Annotated in this window: 19 protein-coding genes; 9 read left to right on the forward strand and 10 right to left on the reverse strand. The window is 65.6% G+C overall.

From position 1 onward, the window contains the following. Nucleotides 1–5 precede the first annotated feature (5 nt). The 5 genes from RS899_RS23280 (at nt 6) to RS899_RS23300 (ending at nt 3,446) form a co-directional block, all read left to right on the forward strand. Nucleotides 6–641: a TetR family transcriptional regulator gene (locus RS899_RS23280; protein ID WP_054906400.1), complete on the forward strand. Its 636-nt coding sequence runs from the start codon at nt 6–8 to the stop codon at nt 639–641. A 282-nt stretch (nt 642–923) separates the two neighbouring features. Further along, a complete protein-coding gene (gene ureE, locus RS899_RS23285; protein ID WP_054906399.1) occupies nt 924–1,424 on the forward strand; it encodes an urease accessory protein UreE in 501 nt (166 codons plus the stop codon). 87 nt (nt 1,425–1,511) lie between these two features. Beyond that, on the forward strand, nt 1,512–2,189 hold the full coding sequence (locus tag RS899_RS23290; protein ID WP_315808179.1) for an urease accessory protein UreF: 678 nt from the start codon (nt 1,512–1,514) through the stop codon (nt 2,187–2,189). 10 nt (nt 2,190–2,199) lie between these two features. Next, nucleotides 2,200–2,814, forward strand: coding sequence for an urease accessory protein UreG (ureG, locus tag RS899_RS23295; protein WP_233297325.1), 615 nt, complete (start codon nt 2,200–2,202; stop codon nt 2,812–2,814). Nucleotides 2,815–2,873: 59 nt separating this feature from the next. After that, nucleotides 2,874–3,446: a HupE/UreJ family protein gene (locus RS899_RS23300; protein WP_054906397.1), complete on the forward strand. Its 573-nt coding sequence runs from the start codon at nt 2,874–2,876 to the stop codon at nt 3,444–3,446. A gap of 211 nt (nt 3,447–3,657) precedes the next feature. Here RS899_RS23300 and RS899_RS23305 read toward each other — a convergent pair whose 3' ends face one another. From RS899_RS23305 to amaB, 9 genes are all read right to left on the reverse strand, one after another. After that, a complete protein-coding gene (locus RS899_RS23305; RefSeq protein WP_315808180.1) occupies nt 3,658–4,422 on the reverse strand; it encodes an SDR family oxidoreductase in 765 nt (254 codons plus the stop codon). Nucleotides 4,423–4,943: 521 nt separating this feature from the next. Further along, nucleotides 4,944–5,867, reverse strand: a complete 924-nt coding sequence (locus RS899_RS23310) for an ornithine cyclodeaminase family protein (protein WP_315808181.1) — start codon at nt 5,865–5,867, stop codon at nt 4,944–4,946. Nucleotides 5,868–5,982: 115 nt separating this feature from the next. Then, nucleotides 5,983–6,699 carry an ABC transporter ATP-binding protein gene (locus RS899_RS23315; RefSeq protein ID WP_054906394.1) on the reverse strand — a complete coding sequence of 239 codons (717 nt, stop codon included), beginning with the start codon at nt 6,697–6,699 and terminating at the stop codon, nt 5,983–5,985. Next, nucleotides 6,696–7,571, reverse strand: a complete 876-nt coding sequence (locus RS899_RS23320) for an ABC transporter ATP-binding protein (protein WP_024765989.1) — start codon at nt 7,569–7,571, stop codon at nt 6,696–6,698. Before RS899_RS23320 ends, RS899_RS23315 begins: the two co-directional genes overlap by 4 nt. After that, nucleotides 7,568–8,872, reverse strand: a complete 1,305-nt coding sequence (livM, locus tag RS899_RS23325) for a high-affinity branched-chain amino acid ABC transporter permease LivM (RefSeq protein ID WP_315808182.1) — start codon at nt 8,870–8,872, stop codon at nt 7,568–7,570. Before livM ends, RS899_RS23320 begins: the two co-directional genes overlap by 4 nt. Nucleotides 8,873–8,874: 2 nt before the next feature. Then, the gene (locus tag RS899_RS23330) at nt 8,875–9,789 is read right to left on the reverse strand and encodes an ABC transporter permease subunit (protein WP_054906392.1); all 915 of its coding nucleotides are present in this window, start codon (nt 9,787–9,789) and stop codon (nt 8,875–8,877) included. A 135-nt stretch (nt 9,790–9,924) separates the two neighbouring features. Beyond that, complete coding sequence (locus RS899_RS23335) at nt 9,925–11,061, reverse strand: branched-chain amino acid ABC transporter substrate-binding protein (RefSeq protein WP_054906391.1); 1,137 nt, start codon at nt 11,059–11,061, stop codon at nt 9,925–9,927. Nucleotides 11,062–11,474: 413 nt separating this feature from the next. Continuing rightward, nucleotides 11,475–12,758 (reverse strand): L-pipecolate oxidase, encoded by a 1,284-nt coding sequence (gene amaA / locus RS899_RS23340; protein WP_315808183.1) that lies wholly within the window; start codon nt 12,756–12,758, stop codon nt 11,475–11,477. Nucleotides 12,759–13,018: 260 nt separating this feature from the next. After that, nucleotides 13,019–14,509, reverse strand: coding sequence for an L-piperidine-6-carboxylate dehydrogenase (amaB, locus tag RS899_RS23345; protein ID WP_054906389.1), 1,491 nt, complete (start codon nt 14,507–14,509; stop codon nt 13,019–13,021). Between the two features lie 119 nt (nt 14,510–14,628). Between amaB and RS899_RS23350 the strand changes: the two genes are divergently transcribed. Then, the gene (locus RS899_RS23350; RefSeq protein WP_054906388.1) at nt 14,629–15,522 is read left to right on the forward strand and encodes a LysR family transcriptional regulator; all 894 of its coding nucleotides are present in this window, start codon (nt 14,629–14,631) and stop codon (nt 15,520–15,522) included. 171 nt (nt 15,523–15,693) lie between these two features. On the opposite strand, the gene RS899_RS23355 is transcribed toward RS899_RS23350, so the two are convergent. Next, a complete protein-coding gene (locus RS899_RS23355; RefSeq protein WP_054906387.1) occupies nt 15,694–16,386 on the reverse strand; it encodes an NrtR DNA-binding winged helix domain-containing protein in 693 nt (230 codons plus the stop codon). 169 nt (nt 16,387–16,555) lie between these two features. Here RS899_RS23355 and RS899_RS23360 point away from each other — a divergent pair, with 169 nt between their 5' ends. From RS899_RS23360 to nadE, 3 genes are read left to right on the forward strand one after another with little or no spacing between them, the layout of a single operon-like run. Then, entirely contained in the window at nt 16,556–17,203 is a 648-nt protein-coding gene (locus tag RS899_RS23360; RefSeq protein ID WP_233297331.1) for a nicotinamidase, read from the forward strand. A gap of 2 nt (nt 17,204–17,205) precedes the next feature. Further along, complete coding sequence (gene pncB, locus RS899_RS23365; RefSeq protein ID WP_315808184.1) at nt 17,206–18,405, forward strand: nicotinate phosphoribosyltransferase; 1,200 nt, start codon at nt 17,206–17,208, stop codon at nt 18,403–18,405. 31 nt (nt 18,406–18,436) lie between these two features. Next, nucleotides 18,437–19,264, forward strand: coding sequence for an ammonia-dependent NAD(+) synthetase (gene nadE / locus RS899_RS23370; protein ID WP_315808185.1), 828 nt, complete (start codon nt 18,437–18,439; stop codon nt 19,262–19,264). Nucleotides 19,265–19,267 lie beyond the last annotated feature (3 nt).

Here is a 19,267-nt window from a genome sequence, read left to right on the forward strand (position 1 = left end):
GCCGTATGTCCACTCCCCGCGCCGAACAGAAGCAGCAGACCCGCCTGGCCCTGATGGATGCCGCGCGCAGCCTGATGGACAGCGGTCGCGGTTTCGGCAGCCTGAGCCTGCGGGAAGTGGCGAAGACGGCTGGGATTGTCCCAGCGGGGTTCTACCGGCATTTCACCGACATGGACCAGCTCGGCCTCGCCTTGGTCGCCGATGTCGACGAAACCTTCCGCGAGACCCTGCGCGTGGTGCGCCACAACGAATTCGAGCTGGGCGGAGTGATCGAGGCCTCGGTGCGCATCTTCCTCGATGCCGTCACCGCCAATCGCACCCAGTTCCTCTTCCTCGCCCGCGAGCAGTACGGTGGTTCGCACCCGATCCGCCAGGCAGTCGGCGCCCTGCGCCAGCGCATCACCGACGACCTCGCCGCCGACCTGGCATTGCTCAACAAGCTGCCACACCTGGGTGCACAGGACATCGATGTGATCGCCGACCTGGTGGTGAAGACGGTATTCGCCACCCTGCCCGAGCTGATCGACCCGCCGGCCGACTCGCTGCCCACGCACCTCTCGCCCCAGGCCAAGATCACCCAACAGCTGCGCTTCATCATGATCGGCGCCAAGCACTGGACCGGGATCGGCTCGCGGCCCTGAATCGCCCGCACGCGCTCATCGTTTACCTGTCGGAGCGAGGGGGACGCCCAGTTCTTGCTCACGAATCGCTGCACGGCGGAGTTTGTTCGCGAGCAGGCTCGCTCCCACAAAGATTCGCTTCGCCCCGTATTGGTGCGCACCGTTTTCGTGCGCACCATCATCGAGCGCCCGCGCCATTCCTGATCGATCGGACAACCACTGCAACCCGCGCCAGTGCTGACGTTGGCTCACGCTGGCAAGCCCCTTGCTGTAGCTCGATCATTGCTGCTGCCGGACACTGCCATGCTGGTCATCCACCAACGAACCGAACCCCGCGAACACTGGGACGCCGAGCTGCGCCTGAATTACGAGGCGCGCAGCAAGAGCCGCCTGCGCTGCTTCAGCATCACCGGTGAAGACGTCGGCCTGTTCCTCGAACGAGGACAGCCGCCGCTGGCGGATGGCGAATTCCTGCTGGCCAACGATGGCCGGGTGGTACGTGTCTGCGCGGCCCCCGAGAAGCTGCTGCACGTCACCTGCGCCAACCCTCGCGAACTGAATCGCGCGGCCTATCACCTGGGCAATCGCCACGTCGCCCTGCAGGTCGGCGACGGCTGGCTGCGCCTGCTCGACGACTATGTGCTCAAGGCCATGCTCGACCAGCTTGGCGCCACGGTGGAAGCCATCGAGGCGCCGTTCCAGCCGGAGCATGGAGCCTATGGTGGCGGCCATCATCACTCTCACCATGGCGAAGAGCAGTTCAACTACGCGCCGAAGTTGCATCAGTTCGGAGTTCGCTTGTGATGTTTCGGCGTTGGGCTTTCTCCCACACCCCGGCCCTCTCCCTCAGGGAGCGAGGGCTGTTCGGTGTACGCGGGCAGGTCGTCGTTCATGAGTGACTCTTCCAGCCTCTGGTCACTGCTGCGCCTGGCCAGCCCGCAGTTGCCCATCGGCGGCTACAGCTATTCCCAGGGACTGGAAAGCGCCATCGACCAGGGACTGGTGGCAGACGCCGAAGCGGCGCACATCTGGCTCAGCGACCAGCTGCAGTTGAACCTCGCCCGCTTCGAGGGCCCGCTGCTGGCCGACTTGCTGCGCGCGGCACAGGCCGAAGACTGGGCCGCCCTGCGCGACGCCGCCGAACGCCACCGCGCCAGCCGCGAGACCCGCGAGCTGGGCCTGGAAAACCGCCAGATGGGTTTCTCCCTCCGCCAGTTGCTCGAAGCCCTGCCGGAGCTGGACGAGCCCGCGCGCCAATGGCTCGCCGCGCAACCCGAACCCTCCTTCACCGCCGCCTGGGCTCTGGCCGCCCGCGCCTGGGGTTTATCCCCGGAACAGGCCCTCGGTGCCTGGCTGTGGAGCTGGCTGGAGAACCAATTGGCGGTACTGATGAAGACCCTGCCGCTGGGCCAACTGGCCGCGCAGAAGCTCACCTCGCAATTGCTCCCCGACCTCGACAACGCCTGCCAGGCAGCACTCGCCAATCAGCCCCACGGCGGCGCGCCCTTCGGTCTCGCGCTGGCCTGCATGAACCACGAAACCCAATACAGCCGTCTGTTCCGCTCCTAGGAGAACTGCCATGAACTCTCAACCTCTTCGCGTCGGCATCGGCGGCCCGGTGGGCTCCGGCAAGACCGCCCTGACCCTGGCGCTGTGCCGCGCCCTGCGCCAGCGCTACAACATCGCCGTGGTCACCAACGACATCTACACCCAGGAAGACGCGCAGTTCCTGGTGCGCAACGAGGCGCTGGAGCCGGAGCGGATCATCGGCGTGGAAACCGGCGGCTGCCCGCACACGGCAATCCGCGAGGATGCCTCGATCAACCTGGAGGCGGTGGACCAGCTCAACCGGCGCTTCCCCGGCCTCGACCTGATCCTGGTGGAATCCGGCGGCGACAACCTCTCAGCCACCTTCAGCCCCGAGCTGTCGGACCTGACCCTCTACGTGATCGACGTCTCGGCCGGCGACAAGATTCCGCGCAAGGGTGGGCCGGGCATCTGCAAGTCCGACCTGCTGGTGATCAACAAGATCGACCTCGCCCCGCTGGTGGGCGCCTCGCTGGAAGTGATGGACCAGGACGCCTCGCGCATGCGCGGCGACAAGCCCTTCGTCTTCAGCAACCAGAAGACCGGCCAGGGCCTGGCCGAGATCATCGCCTTCATCGAGCGCCAGGGACTGTTGACCGCGGCCTGATGTATTTTCTGCGACCACGGAAACGGGGCCGCCACATGACAAGAACCAGGGAGTTTTCCATGCAGTTGCGCAAAGCCCTCTACAGCCTGGCGCTGTTCCTCATCCCGGCGGCGGCTTTCGCCCATCCGGGCCATGGCGACCATGGCCTGGTCGCCGGCATCGCCCACCCCATCACCGGCCTCGACCACCTGCTGGCGATGCTCGCCGTCGGCCTCTGGGCCGCGCAGCAGAAAGGCGCGGCGCGTCTGGCGCTGCCCTGCACCTTCGTCGGCACCATGCTGATCGGCGGACTGCTCGGTTTCGAAGGAATGCAGATGCCGTTCATGGAGACCGGTATCGCCGCTTCCGTGCTCGCGCTGGGGCTGTGCGTCGCGCTGGCCGTGCGCCCGCCGCTGTTCCTGGCGATGGGCGCAACCGCGTTGTTCGCCCTCGCCCACGGCGTGGCCCACGGACTGGAGCTGCCGGCACTGAGCAGCCCGTGGCTGTATGCCGCCGGCTTCGTCGCAGCAACTGCCGCGTTGCATGCGGCCGGTTACGGGATTGTTCGCCTGTTGCCACAAGCGGCGGCACCGCTGGTGCGTGCCGCCGGCCTGGCCTCGGCCGGCGCCGGTGCCTGGTTGCTCGCCGGCTGATGCTTTACCTGTAGGAGCGAGGGGGACGCCTAGTTCTTGCTCGCGGACAAGCCTCCGCAGCGGGACATGGTTCGCGAGCAAGCTCGCTCCTACAAGATCAAGAGCCCCGCACTCTAACCCTCTCCCTCTGGGAGAGGGCTGGGGTGAGGGGAAGCCCCTGCACAGATGCCCCAAGGCAAAAGTGATGAAACCGCCGGGGGCCGATCTCGCCTCACACCTTGCGATGCACCGAGAACCCCGCCCACGCCTGGCTCACCGGCATGATTTCCAGGGTGTTGATGTTGATGTGCGGCGGCTGGTTCATGATCCAGTGGATGGTCTCGGCGATGTCCGCCGACTGGATCGGCTCGGCGCCAGCGTAAGTCTTGTCGTACTTGGCCTGGTCACCGCCGAAGCGCACCAGGGAGAACTCGCTCTCGCACATGCCCGGCTCGAGGTTGGTGACGCGCACGCCGGTGCCCTGCAGGTCGCAGCGCAGGTTCAGCGAGAACTGCTCGACGAAGGCCTTGGTGGCGCCGTACACATGGCCGCCCGGATAGGGCCAGTGGCCGGCGACCGAGCCAAGGTTGAGGATGCTCGCGCCCGGGCCATGGGCGATCAGGCGCGGCAGCAGCAGGCGGGTGGCGTACATCAGGCCCTTGATGTTGGTGTCGACCATGGTGTCCCAGTCATCCAGCTCGCATTCCTGCGCCGGGTCGGTGCCCAGTGCGAGGCCGGCGTTGTTGATCAGGCCGCGCAGCCTGGCGAACTTCTCCGGCAGGCTGTCCACCGCCGCGGTCATGCCGGCGCGGTCGCGCACGTCGAGTACCAGCGGCAGCACGTCGGTCTCGGCGGAAAGCTCCTGGGCCAGTGCATTCAGGCGATCCTCACGGCGGCCGGTGATCACCAGCGACCAGCCGTCACGGGCGAAACGTCGCGCACAGGCTTCGCCGAAGCCGGAAGTTGCGCCGGTAATGAACAGGGTGGGAGTGGTCATCGCAGGTTCCTCTTGCCAGATGCTGGACGCAGCCGTCGCCGGTACCTGCCGGACATTCGTGCCGCGCGCGTTCTTGTCGGTCGGTCGAGCATAACAGCCCGGGCTGCCCGCCTTGCGTTACAGCCGCGCTGGATAAAACCCGCACAGCTGCTTGAAAGCCCCGTGGTCACGGGCCTGGCGCAAGTTGCACTCACCTTTTCCACAGGCTGCTCCACGGATTCTGTGGGCAAACAGAAAGCGCCCTTTTCGCTGGACGATTTTCGAGCGTACCAGCGCAGGCCGCGCCGCCGTTGCGCTGGAGAAGTTCTTCCCAAGGTTATCCACAGGTCTTTCAACGGCTGACGGGGACAACTGTCAGTTTCCCGGAACTTTTCCGCGAAGCCGTAACTGTCCATCCATACAGGGGTTGCGGTGTGATCGAACAGAAATCGACCGCCCGTGACGGCGCCTGTGGCCACGGGGCCTGGCAGCGTTCTCCCAGACGTTATCCACAGCCCGGCCCACAGATTTTCGGGACAACTTCACTGCACCAACAGGCGCGCGGCGATCAAGTCTTCCAGTGCATAACCGACGGATTTGAATAGGGTGATCTCGCTGTCGTCCCGCCGCGCACCGCGCCCCTGCAACAGGTCGCTCAATTGGGTAGCAATGGCGCTCTTATCGATGACGCCCTCGCCCATCGGGATCAACAAGTCGCCCGCTTCCTCCAGCGCGCCTTCGCGAGTGTCGACGACGATGCGCGCACGGCGCACGGCTTCACTGTCGGTCTCACGCATGCTCGGCAGGAAAGCGCCGACCAGATCGAGGTGGCAGCCCGAGCGCAACCATTCGCCTAGCACGATGGGCTCGCGGGAGGTGGTCACGCAGCTGATGCAGTCCGCCGCCGCGACTCCGCCGCGCAAGTCGGGGCAGGCATGGACGGGATAGCCTTCGTCCGGCAATTGCTTCACCAGGGCCAGTACCTTGTCTTCGTGGCGACCCCAGAGGGCGATGTCTTCGTACTCGCGCACCGAGCAGTGGGCGCGGACCATGTGCGGCGCCAGGGTGCCGCTACCGACGATCAGCAGCCGCCGTGCATCGCGACGCACCAGGTAATCGGCGGCCAGCGCGGAGGTGCAGGCGGTGCGCCGGGCAGTCAGTTCCGAGGCTTCGAGCATGGCCAGCGGGCGGCCGCTGGTGCCGTCGAAGAGACAGAACAGCGCGGCCACCGCCGGCAGGTTCTTCGCGCCGTTGCCGGGAAACACGGTGACCAGTTTCACGCCGATGTCCTGCCCCGGCCGCCACACCGGCATGGTCAGCAGGGAGGCGTTGTCCGGCAGTTCATGGCAGCCGCGCACCGGGGCTTCGCACTCATGGGCGAGGCCGATGCGCAGGGCTTCGATCAGTTGGGGATACCCCAGGTGCTGGGCGACGTCGGCGTTGGTGAGGAAGCGGAGGTCTTGCATGGAAACCCCTCTGAAAAATGGCGGGAAACGCCCTTGTAGGAGCGAGCTTGCTCGCGAACAGCCCCGCAGCGGGGTTGGTTCGCGAGCAAGCTCGCTCCTACGAAAGGCGGCTGCGTCAATGCCCGCCCAGATACGCGTTGCGAACCTCCTGATTGCCCAGCAATTCCGCACCCGTGCCGCTCAGGCGGATCTCGCCGTTGACCATCACGTAGCCGCGGTCCGACAGCTTCAGCGCGTGGTTGGCGTTCTGCTCCACGAGGAACAGCGTCATCCCGCTCTGTGCCAGCTCGCGCAGGGTCTGGAAGATCTGCTTGACCACGATGGGCGCCAGCCCCAGCGAAGGTTCGTCGAGCAATAGCAGCTTGGGCCGGCTCATCAGCGCGCGGGCGATGGCAAGCATCTGCTGCTCGCCGCCGGACATGGTCATGGCGCGCTGGTTGCGTCGCTCCTTCAGGCGCGGGAAGAGGTCGAACATGCGCTGCATGTCTTCCTGGGCATGGTCCATGCCGATGGGGATGGTGCCCATCAGCAGGTTCTCCTCCACGGTCATGTCGGGGAACACCCGGCGCCCTTCGGGCGACTGCGCGATGCCGTTGGAGGCCACGTAGTGCGCGGACTTGTGGCGGATGTCCTGGCCCTTGTAGAGGATCGCGCCGCCCGCCGCGCGCGGCTGGCCGAAGATCGACATCAGCAGCGTGGACTTGCCCGCGCCGTTGGCGCCGATCAGCGCCACGGTCTCCCCTTCGTTGACGGTCAGCGAGACTTTCTTCAGCGCCTGGATCGGCCCGTAGAACACATCCACATCACGGAATTCCAACATCGGCGCCGTCATGCCAGCTCCTCTTCGTCTGCGCCGAGATAGGCGGCAATGACCTTGTCGTTGTGGCGAATCTCCTCCGGGCCGCCGCGGGCGATGACCACGCCGTGGTCGAGCACGATGATGTGGTCGGAGATGTTCATCACCATGCCCATGTCGTGCTCGATCAGCAGCACGGTGATGCCGTGGTGGTCGCGCAAGTAGCGGACGATGCGCGCCAGCGCCTGGGTTTCGGCAGGGTTGAGCCCGGCAGCGGGTTCGTCCAGGCAGATCAGCTCGGGCCGGGTGCACATGGCGCGGGCGATCTCCAGGCGGCGCTGCTGCCCGTAGGACATCTCGCCGGCCAGGCGGTTGGCGCAGTCCACCAGGTCCACCACTTCCAGCCAGTAGAAAGCGTGATCCAGCGCTTCGCTTTCCGCGCGGCGGTAGCCGGGGGTATTGAGCACGCCGGCGATGAGGTTGCGGTTGACGAACATGTGCTGGGCCACCAGCAGGTTCTCCACCACCGACATCTCGCGGAACAGCCGGATGTTCTGGAAGGTGCGAGCAAGGCCCGCGCGGTTCACCAGGTGAGTGCCGCCGAACATCTTGTAGTACAGGCGGTTGCCGAACTGCGCCGGGTTGACGAAGTCGCCGCCCTGGAACGGCTGGCCGAGCACCTTGATGACGTCGGTGGTGCCACCCTGGGTGTTGAGCAGGATGTTGCCACCGGTGGCCTTGTAGAAACCAGTGAGGCAGTTGAACACCGTGGTCTTGCCGGCGCCGTTGGGGCCGATCAGCGCGGTGATGGAGCCGCGTTCCACATCGAGGTTGACGTCGTTGAGCGCCTTGATGCCGCCGAAGTGCATCATCAGGTGCTCGACGCTGAGGATCTTGTCACCGCTCATGGCGCCACCCCCTTGCGTACGGCGAAGCCCGAGCGGCTGATGCGGATCAGCCCGCGCGGCCGCCAGATCATCATCAGCACCATGAGGATGCCGAACAGCAGCACGCGGTAGTCGGCGAAGCTGCGCAGCAGTTCCGGCGCCACGGTGAGGACGAACGCGGCGATCACCACGCCGACCGTCGATCCCATGCCGCCCAGCACCACGATGGCGAGGATCAGCGCCGACTCGAAGAAAGTGAACGACGACGGGTTGACGAAGCCCTGGTAGCTGGCGAAGAACACTCCGGCCAGGCCTGCGGTGGAGGCACCGAGCATGAACGCCGAGAGTTTCACCAGCACGTGGTTCAGGCCCATGGCGCGGCAGGCGATTTCGTCCTCACGCAGCGCTTCCCAGGCGCGGCCGACCGGCATGCGGGTCAGCCGGTGCTTGATGTAGAGCACCAGCATGACGACCAGGAACAAGACGATGTAGATGAACAGGAACTTGAAGTTCTGGTTGTAATCGATGCCGAGGAACTCGTGGATCGGCGTGCCGCCCTCCTTCGCCCGGCGGCCGAATTCAAGACCGAAGAAGGTCGGCGACGGCACCGGCATGCCATTCGGGCCGCCGGTGAAGGACAGCCAGTTGTTGAGGATCAGGCGGATGATTTCGCCGAAGCCCAGGGTCACGATGGCCAGGTAGTCACCGTGCATTCGCAGCACCGGGAAGCCCAGCAGCGCCCCCGCCAGCGCGGCGACGATGGCGGCCAGCGGCAGCACCGTCCAGAAGCCCAGGCCGAGGTACTGGTAGCCCAGCGCGAGGCCATAGGCGCCGATGGCGTAGAAGGCCACGTAGCCGAGATCGAGCAGGCCGGCGAGGCCGACCACGATGTTCAGCCCCAGGCCGAGCAGCACGTAGATCAGCCCGAGGATGATCACGGTGAGCAGGTACTTGCTGGCGAAGAACGGGAAGATCACCGCGGCCAGGATCACCAGCGGGACTATCCAGCGCAGGCGCGTCTTGTAGCCCGGCGGCAGTACGCTGATGCCCGAGTCGGAGCTCTCGAAGCGGTCCATGATACGCAGGCCGGCGGGCGTCTGCAGGAACAGGCTGAGCAGCAGGCGGCCGAGCATCACCGCACCGATCATCCAGGCCAGGCGGAGCGGTTCGACCTTGAAGCTGTAGCCATCGAGCACGATGCCGACGATGGGGCCGAACACGATCAGGGCGATCAGGCCGGCCAGCACGGTGTCGATGAGGCTCTTCCTGATATCGATGCGCGCCGGGGCCGGCGCGGCTGAAGTCTGGGTAACGGACGTCATGCTTACACCTTCGATACCTGGGGACGACCCAGGAGCCCTTGCGGTCGGAAGATCAGGATGGTCACCAGCAGGCCGAAGGCGAACACGTCCTTGAAGTCGGTGTTCACCATGCCGGAGAACTGCGCCTCGGCTACTCCCAGGATCAGGCCGCCAAGCATGGCGCCAGGCAGCGAGCCGATGCCGCCGAGCACCGCGGCGGTGAACGCCTTGATGCCGATGATGAAGCCGGCGTAGAAGTCGAAGGTGCCGTAGTTCATGGTGATCAGCACGCCGGCCAGCGCGGCCATGGCGGCGCCGATGACGAACACGTAGGAGATCACCCGGTCGGTGTTGATCCCCAGGATCGAGGCCATCTTGCGGTCCTGCTGGGTGGCGCGGCACATGCGCCCGAGCTTGGTGTACTGGATCACGTAGGTCAGCACGCCCATGCCGACGAAGGCGGCGATGAGGATGAACACCTTGGTGTAGGTCAGCTGCACGAAGCCTTCGCCGATGTGGAACTTGAAGGCACCGTCGAGCAGGGTCGGCACGCCTTGCTGGCGCGGGCCCTGGGCCAGCTGCACGTAGTTCTGCAGGATCAGCGACATGCCGATGGCAGAGATCAGCGGCGCCAGGCGCGTGGAGTTGCGCAGCGGCTTGTAGGCGATGCGCTCGATCACCCAGCCATAGACGCCGGTGACGAAGATGGTGAAGACCAGGGTGCCGAGGATCAGCAGCGGGAACGACTGCAGGCCGAAGAAGGCCAGCAGGGCCAGGCCCACCGCCGAGAGATAGGCGGAGATCATGTACACCTCGCCGTGGGCGAAGTTGATCATGCCGATGATGCCGTAGACCATCGTGTAGCCGATGGCGATCAGACCGTAGACCGACCCGAGGGTCAGCCCGTTGATCATTTGCTGAAGGAAGATACCGTCCACGATTGGGTACTCGCGCAAGCAGGGCAGGAAAGGCTGACGGCTCGCGCAATCACCGGCTCGTGACCAGCTGCGCGCGTACCGCCGACCTGCGGGGAAGCCGGCGCCGCGGGTAGCGGCGCCGGCCGGGTCAGGCGGTTACTTCTTGAACGCGTCGAGCTGGTGGTACTTGCCCTTGTCGTCCCACTCGTAGACCACGTAGTCGGAGACTTTCAGGTCGCCTTTCTTGTCCCACTCCTTCTTGCCCATCACGGTCTGTACCGGATTGGCCTTCAGCCAGGCGCTGGCCTTGGCCGGGTCGGTCTTGCCCGCGCCGTTGAAGGCAGCGGCCAGTGCCTGAACCGAGGAGTAGGCGTAGAGGGTGTAGCCTTCCGGCTCGAAGCCATTGGCGCGGAATTTTTCCACCACGGCCTTGCCGTCCGGGATCAGGCGCGGGTCGGCGCCGAAGGTCATCAGCACGCCCTTGACGTACTGCGGGCCGCCGGCGGTGGTGACCAGTTCGTCGGTAACGATACCGTCATCGGACATGAACTTGGCGGTCAGGCCCTGCTCGCGCATCTGGCGAACCAGCGGGCCGGCTTCCGGGTGCAGGCCGCCGAAGTAGACGACTTCTGCGCCCGAGGCGCGGATCTTGGTGACCAGGGCGTTGAAGTCCTTCTCGCCACGGGTCAGGCCTTCGTACAGCACTTCCTTCACGCCGCGCTTGTTCAGCTGCGCCTTGGTGGCGTCCGCCAGGCCCTGGCCGTAGGTGTCCTTGTCGTGGATCACCGCGACCTTCTTCGCCTTCAGCACGTCGACGATGTAGTCGCCGGCGACGATGCCCTGCTGGTCGTCACGGCCGCACATGCGGAACATGCCGGAAAGGCCGCGCTCGGTGACCTGCGGGTTGGTGGAGCCGGGGGTGATGGCGATGATGCCGGCCTCGTCGTAGACCTCCGAGGCAGGAATGGTGGAGGAGGAGCAGAAGTGGCCGACCACGGCGACCGCCTTGTCCTGGTCCACCAGGCGGTTGGCGACGGCCACGGCCTGTTTCGGTTCGCAGGCGTCGTCCGCCTTCACCAGCTTGATCTTCTCGCCATTGATACCGCCGGCGGCGTTGATGTCTTCCGCGGCCTGGCTAGCCCCACGCCAGTACTGTTCCCCGAACGAGGCGTTGGCCCCGGTGTGCGGTCCTGCGACCCCGATAACAACATCGGCCTGTACTACGGAAGACATGCCCAGCGCGGTGGTGACCGCCAGAGCCAGAAAACCTTTTCTGTAAATCTTCTGCGACATGGAGTTTTGCTCCTGAGGGTTTTTGTAATGGCGCGTTGTATTTCTTGTTGGCGATTTCTCGTTTAAGCGATTCAGCGAAATATCAACAGCAAGCGGCGTGCCATTCGTTTTTGTTATTAACCAAGTCCTACAGCGAAAATAGCTCGAGCTGGCAGACATCAAGCGCTAGACACGTGCAACCCATTGAAAGCAAAAGGTGCAACCAAGCACTAAAAAGGGTGCAACCCGCCTTCCCGTGGGCGGCCTTTTTCCAGCCACCACAGGCGCAACCCCAACCGTAACCATCGCTGTCACCGAACTGCACATCCGCGGTGCAGACCCGTCGGGGTAACGCACCATAAGAGGCTAGACCAAAGTGCAGCGAGCGTTGGCGGGCTACCCCGGAGGCGGCTTGCGCCGCCTTAGCGGCAGGCTCAGATCACCACCCGCAGGCACTGCCCGGCGTGGTAGAGGGAGAAGCCGGCTTCGTACAGACAGCTGCGCAGGCCCACGGCGGAGATTTCCTCCATCGGCCGCAGCGGCATCGGCAGGGCGCTGGCGTCACCGTCCAGCAGGAAGTCGGCGAAGGCCTTGCCCACCACCGTGCCGGTGGTGACGCCGCGGCCGTTGTAGCCGCTCATGGCGACCAGCCCCGGCGCCGGCTCGAACAGGCGCATGAGGTGGTCGGGGGTGAAGTCGATGCAGCCGGTCCAGGTGAACTCCCAGTCCACCTTGCCCAGCCTGGGGAAGTAATGCTGCTGGATGCGATCCGCCCAGCTCTTGAGGAACCACGCCGGCTTGCCGGTACCCTTGCCGAGGCTGCCGAGCAACAGGCGGCCGTCGGCATCGCGGCGGATGCTGCTGAGCACCTGGCGGGTATCCCAGGAGCCCTGCCCGCCCGGCAGGATGCGCGCGGCTTCCGCGCCCTCCAGCGGACGCGAGGCAACCTGGTAGTAGTAACCGGGGAAGAAGGTGCGGCGCAGTTCTGTCCACTCGCCTTCTGTGTAGGCACTGGAGGCGATCACCACCTGCTCGGCAGTCACAACGCCACCGGCAGTGATCACGTTCCAGGCGTTGCCTACGCGCACCAGGCCGACCACTGGGGAATGGTAGTACAGCTCACCGCCCAGCCCGACGACAGCGCGGGCGAGGCCGCTGACGTAGGCCATGGGGTTGAGCGTGCCGGCGCGACGGTCGAGCAGCGCGCCGGCGATCTTGTCGGTGCCGCAGGCCTGCTCGCACTCGCTGCCGGTGAGCAGTTCCACCGGAGCACCACGGCGATCCCACTGCTCACAGCGGCTGCGCAGGTCGGCCAGGCCGCGGGCGTTGTGCGCCATGTGCAGGGTGCCTTCGCGGCGCGCCTGGCAATCGATGCCGTACTTGTCGATCAGCGAGAACACCAGCGAAGGCGCATTGCCGAGCATGCGGTTGACCCGCTGGCCAACCTCCGCGCCCATGCCTGCCTCGATCTCGTCCGGGGGAATCCACAGGCCGGCGTTGACCAGCCCGACGTTGCGCCCCGAGCCACCGTGCCCGGTGGTGTGGGCTTCCAGCACACAAACCGTCTGGTCCCGCTCCAGCAGATGCAGCGCGGCGGACAGGCCGGTGAAGCCCGCTCCGATGACACACACGTCGACCTTGCGATCCCCGCGCAGCTCCGGAGCTTCCGGGCGATCGGGGGTCAGGTATTCCCACAGACATTCTTGGCGAAGCGACATCCAGCGATCCTTCTACGCGAACCTTGTGAATGACTCTGTACGGCGGTTGGGCCGTCGTAGGGCGCATAACGCGCCAGCGTTATCCGCCGCAGAGGGCTGGCGGATAACCTGTTCCAGGTTATTCGCCCTACGGTGCTGTGTTGTTGTGCAGGACCGAGGTGGGCGCCTAGCCCTTGCTCGCGAACCGCATGATGCCGAAGTCCACTCGGAATCCGTTCGCGAGCAAGCTCGCTCCTACAAGGGCATGTGCCCCGGTGCGATCAATCGAAGACTATGCCCTGCGCCAGCGGCAGTTCCCGCGAGTAGTTCACGGTGTTGGTCTGCCGGCGCATGTAGCCCTTCCAGGCGTCGGAGCCGGACTCGCGGCCACCGCCGGTTTCCTTCTCGCCACCGAAGGCGCCGCCAATCTCTGCGCCGCTGGGGCCGATGTTGACGTTGGCGATGCCGCAGTCGCTGCCCACCGCCGAGATGAAGGCTTCCGCCTCGCGCAGGTCGGTGGTGAAGATGCACGACGACAGCCCCTGCGGTACGCCATTGTTCAGCGCCACTGCGTCGTTGAAGTCCTTGTAGGGCACCACGTAGAGGATCGGCGCGAAGGTCTCGCTGCGCACCACGTCGCTCTGCTCGGGCATCTCGACGATGGCCGGCGACACGTAATAGGCGTCGGGGAATTTATCGGCCAGTTGGCGCTCGCCGCCGAACACCACGCCGCCCTCGCCGCGCGCCTGCTCCAGCGCGCCCTGCATGGCCAGGAAGCTGCGCTCGTCGATCAGCGGGCCAACAAGATTGCCTTCCAGCGGATGGCCGATGCGCACCTTGGAATAGGCCGTCTTCAGGCGACTGACGAACTCGTCCTTCACCGACTCGTGGGCGATCAGCCGGCGCAGCGTAGTGCAGCGCTGCCCCGCCGTGCCGACGGCGCTGAACAGCACGGCGCGCACGGCCATGTCGAGGTCGGCGCTGGGCGCCAGGATCATCGCGTTGTTGCCGCCCAGTTCGAGAATGCTGCGGCCGAAGCGAGCCGCTACGCGCGGTCCGACTTCGCTGCCCATGCGAGTGCTGCCGGTGGCGCTGACCAGGGCGACGCGCACGTCATCCACCAGCGCTTCGCCAGCGCTGCGATCACCAATCACCACCTGGCTGAGGTGCTCCGGCGCATCACCGAACTTCTTCAGCGCGCGTTCGAACAGCGCCTGGCAGGCCAGCGCGGTGAGCGGGGTCTTCTCCGACGGCTTCCACACCACCGAGTTGCCGCACACCAGCGCCAGCGCTGTGTTCCACGACCACACGGCGACCGGGAAGTTGAAGGCGCTGATCACCCCGACCACGCCCAGCGGATGCCAGGTCTCGCGCATGTGGTGGCCGGGGCGCTCGGAGGCGATGGTCAGGCCGTAGAGCTGGCGCGACAGGCCAACGGCGAAGTCGCAGATGTCGATCATTTCCTGCACTTCCCCCAGGCCTTCCTGGGTGATCTTGCCGGCCTCCCAGGACACCAGCTCGCCCAAGGCGGCCTTGCTTGCCCGCAGCTCCTCGCCGAACAGCCGCACCAGTTCGCCGCGGCGCGGCGCCGGCACCTTGCGCCAGGCGTCGAAGGCATGAGCGGCGCGGCCGATCTTCTGCTCCACCTCGGCAGCGCTTTCCAGGCGCACCGCGCCCAGGCGGCTGCCGTCGATGGGAGTGTGAATGACCTGATCGCCACCGGTGACCAGGCGGGCGTCGACGCCGAGGGATTCGAGCAGTGCGGAAATCATGCGGACTCCTGAATGGGTTCAGAACCAGTTGGAATGCCAGCAGTAATAAACGGCTTGCCTGGGCACAACAAACGACGTTTCCTATGCACATCATTCCGTAAATTCATGAACTGCCCACCATGCTGAGCAAACGCCACCTGCCGTCCATGACCGCCCTGCAATGCTTCGAAGCGGTGGCGCGGCACCTGAGTTTCACCCGTGCTTCCGAGGAGCTGAACCTGACCCAGAGCGCGGTCAGCAAGCAGGTGGCGCAGCTGGAAGAAATGCTCCAGCACCTGCTGTTCCGTCGCGTACGCCGCCGCCTGCAGCTGACGCCTGCGGGAGACCTGTACCTGGTGGAAGTGCGCAAGATCCTCACCCAGGTAGAGATGTCCACCCACTACCTGCTGTCCTACGGCGGCGAAACCGAAGTACTGCGCGTGGCAACACCACCGACCTTCGGTGCGCGCTGGCTGATCCCGCGGCTGAACGGCTGGCGCCATCGCCACCCGAACATCCACCTGGACCTGCGCCAGGAACTGGAGCCGGGCGACCTGCTGCAGTCGCGCTGCGACATCGCCTTCTTCTTCGGTGCCGGCACCCTGCCCGGCGCGGAGTGCGTAGCGCTGTTCGGCGAGGAAATGGTGCCGGTGTGCTCACCGGCGATCCTGCCGGCGCAGCCGCTGAGCGACCCGACCCAACTGGCCGACCTGGTCCTGCTGCAGAACGCCACGCGCCAGGAGGCCTGGCACGAGTGGTTCCTCAGCCTCGGCCAGCACAGCGAGCACAGCTACCACGGGCCGCGCTTCGACACCTTCTACATGTGCATCCGCGCCGCCCAGGCCGGTTGCGGTGTGGCGCTGCTGCCGCGCTTCCTGGTGGAGGAGGAGCTGAGCGAGGGCAAGTTGGTAATCGCCTGGGAGCACGGGCTGGCAAGCCGCAGCGGGTATTACCTGGCGTACCCCGAGCATGCGGCAGCGGTGCCCAAGGTCAGGGCGTTCGTGGAGTGGATTGGGGAGCGGATGGAGGGGTGAGTTCAGCTCGGCGCCAAGAGCCCCTCACCCTAACCCTGGCTGCGCGCCCCGCTCCAAAGGGAGAGGGGACTGATCGGTGCAGGTGTACACCACTGTTCTCACTGGCACAGACGGCTCCCTCTCCCTCCGGGAGAGGGCTGGGGTGAGGGGGAATGCCCGAGCGCCGGAGCGTCAGACCAACAAACTCCGATCAAACACAAACGCCCCATCCCCCTGCGGCGTAAAGCGCAACACATGCTGCGGCCGCCCCATTGGCGGCTGGTGGCGCTCGCCGGTGTCCTGCACCCAGCCCGCCGCCTTCATCCGCTCCAGCCGCCCGCGCAGGCTGGAATGCTGGATTTCCTCGCCGATGGATAGCTCGAAGGCCTTCAGCGCCTCCGCCACGGTAAAGCGCGCTGGCAGCAGGTGCAGCGGCAATGCGCTGTACACCGACTTGCTGGCCAGCCGCTCACAGGCCTGCTGCACCAGATGGGCATGGTCGAAGGGCAAGGCCAGGCGCTCGCCGCGCACAGCGTCGAGCGGCACGAAGTCGAGATCGTCGGCGGCCAGTTCGGTCTCCGGCGCCACCAGCACGAGATAGAACACGCTCAGTGACCAGCCGCGCGGGTCGCGCACTGCGTTGCCGACCGTGGCCACCTGTTCCATGTAGGCCGGCTGTACCCGCGCCTTCTCGCGCAACGCGCGCAGAGCCGCATCGTCCAGGCCGTGATCCGCGCAGCGGCCGTTGATCAGCACGCCGGGCAACGCCCACTGCCCCTCGAACGGCCCGTGGGCGCGACGGATCAGCAGCAGTTCCAGCCCGCGCTCCGGGTTCAGGCGCAGCGCCACGATATCCACGGTGGCCAGCACTTCAGCGGTACTCATCAAAACTCCTTGAATAGGTTTTCGCCGGGGAAAATCCTGCGACTTATTTCATCACGTATAGAAAGCATCTTCCACTGCCGATCATTTCCGTTCTTTTTACTTGACGACTTATTTCACGTCGTGAATTATGTAGTCACGACAGGCCACCAACGGTCAAGCGGAGGCTTCCATGAACCTGATCGCCAGCTTCGACGTAGATGCCCAGAAGGGCTTCACCCCGCTCTGCCCCAACGAACTGCCGGTGCCCGGCGGCGATGCCATCGGCGGCGCACTGAACCTGCTGGCTGAACGCGCCAGCCTGCGCCTGGGCAGCAAGGACGCGCACACCGCGCAAGCGCCCTGGGTAGTGAGCGAGCCGGCACAGATGCTGCAACCGCTGTCCCTGCCCAACGCCGACCTCACCTGGGTCAGCCACTGCGTGCCGGGCACGCCGGGCTTCGAACTGCTGGACGAACTGCCGCAGCCGATGGAGTACGACTTCTTCATCTGGAAGGGCGTCGAGCCTGACCTGCACCCCTACGGTGCGTGCTACCACGACCTGGCGGAACGGCGCAGCACCGGGGCCATCGAATACCTGCGGCAGAACGCGGTCAGCCACGTGCTGGTGGGCGGCCTGGCGCTGGACTACTGCGTGAAGACCACCGCGCTGCAACTGCGCCGCGCCGGCTTCGAGGTACTGCTGTACCTGCCGGCCTGCCGGGCCATCGCGGAAGAAACCGCCAAGACTGCCTGCGCCGAGATGCGCGACGCCGGAGTGATCCTCTGCGCAGACGAGAACGAATTGGATAGCGCCCTCGCGGGCATCAGGGAGAACTGACCATGGCCGAGAGCGTATTTGCCGAGAGCATCGTGCAGAACCTGATGGACACCGACTTCTACAAGCTGACGATGATGCAGGCGGTGCTGCACAACTATCCCAACGCCGAAGTGGAGTGGGAGTTCCGCTGCCGCAACGCCGAGGACCTGCGGCCGTACCTGGCAGAAATCCGCTACCAGATCGAACGCCTGGCCGAACTGGAAGCCACGCCGGACCAGCTCGCCTTCCTTGAGCGCATCCCGTTCATCAAGCCGGACTTCATCCGCTTCCTCAGCCTGTTCCGCTTCAACCTGCGCTACGTGCACACCAGTATCGAGGACGGCCAACTGGCCATCCGCCTGCGCGGGCCGTGGCTGCACGTGATCCTCTTCGAGGTGCCGCTGCTGGCCATCGTCAGCGAGGTGCGCAACCGATATCGCTACCGCGAGGTGGTGCTGGAGCAGGTCGGCGAGCAGTTGTACCGTAAGCTCGACTGGCTCGCCGGCAACGCCAGCGCGGACGAACTGACGGAATTCCAGGTAGCCGACTTCGGCACCCGTCGGCGCTTCTCCTACCGCGCCCAGGAAGAAGTCGTGCACATCCTCAAGCGGGACTTCCCCGGCCGCTTCGTCGGCACCAGCAACGTGCACCTGGCCCGCGAATTCGACGTGAAGCCCATTGGCACCATGGCCCACGAATGGCTGATGGCGCACCAGCAGCTCGGCCCGCGACTGATCGACAGCCAGATCGCTGCGCTGGACTGCTGGGTGCGCGAGTACCGCGGCCAGCTGGGCATCGCGCTGACCGACTGCATTACCATGGACGCCTTCCTCAGCGACTTCGACCTGTACTTCGCCAAGCTCTTCGATGGCCTGCGCCACGATTCGGGCGACCCGCTGGTCTGGGCCGAGAAGGCCATCACCCACTACCGCCGCCTGGGGATCGACCCGATGACCAAGACCCTGGTGTTCTCCGACGGCCTCGACATGCCCAAGGCGTTGCAGCTCTTCCGTGCATTGCGTGGCAAGATCAACGTCAGTTTCGGCATCGGTACCAACCTGACCTGCGACATCCCCGGCGTGGAACCGATGAACATCGTGATCAAGATGACGGCCTGCAACGGCCATCCCGTGGCGAAGATTTCCGACACCCCGGGCAAAACCCAATGCCGCGACGAGAATTTCGTCGCCTACCTGCGCCATGTGTTCAAGGTGCCGGTGTAACCCTTTTCGCATCCGACCAGGAGCCCATCAGATGAAAGACAGACAGGCCGCCATCGCCAAAGAACTCAACGTGCAGCCGCCCTTCCAGTCCGACGCCGAACTGCAGGCCGAGATCCAGCGCCGCATTCGCTTCATCCAGGACTGCCTGAAGGGTTCGGGGATGAAGACCCTGGTGCTGGGCATCAGCGGTGGCGTCGACTCGCTCACCGCCGGCATGCTCTGCCAGCGCGCCGTGGAAGGCCTGCGCGCCGAGACCGGCAACCAGGACCACCGCTTCCTCGCCGTGCGCCTGCCCTACAACGTGCAGGGTGACGAGCAGGACGCCCAGGACTCGGTGGACTGCATCGCCCCCGACGAGCGCCACACCGTGAACATCGGCCCATCGGTCCAGGCGCTGGCTGCTGAAACCCAGGCGCTGGAAGGCCTGGCGCCGGCCACCCGCGACTTTGCCCTGGGCAACACCAAGGCGCGCATTCGCATGGTCGCCCAGTACACCATCGCCAACGCCCGCGCCGGCCTGGTGGTCGGCACCGACCATGCCGCCGAGGCGGTGATGGGTTTCTTCACCAAGTTCGGCGACGGCGCCTGCGACCTCGCCCCGCTCACCGGCCTGGTGAAGAACCAGGTGCGCAGCATCGCCCGCAGCCTGGGCGCGCCGGAGCATCTGGTGGAGAAGGTGCCGACTGCGGACCTCGAAGACCTCGCCCCCGGCAAGCCGGACGAGCATTCCCATGGTGTGACCTACAAGGAAATCGACGCTTTCCTGCACGGCCAGGAGGTCAGCCAGGAAGCCTTCGACATCATCGTCCGCACCTTCGAGAAGACCCATCACAAGCGCGCCCTGCCGACCGCCCCGTAAGCC

This window comes from Pseudomonas sp. C9-3, from assembly GCF_032392015.1.
GTDB lineage: Bacteria > Pseudomonadota > Gammaproteobacteria > Pseudomonadales > Pseudomonadaceae > Pseudomonas > Pseudomonas nitroreducens.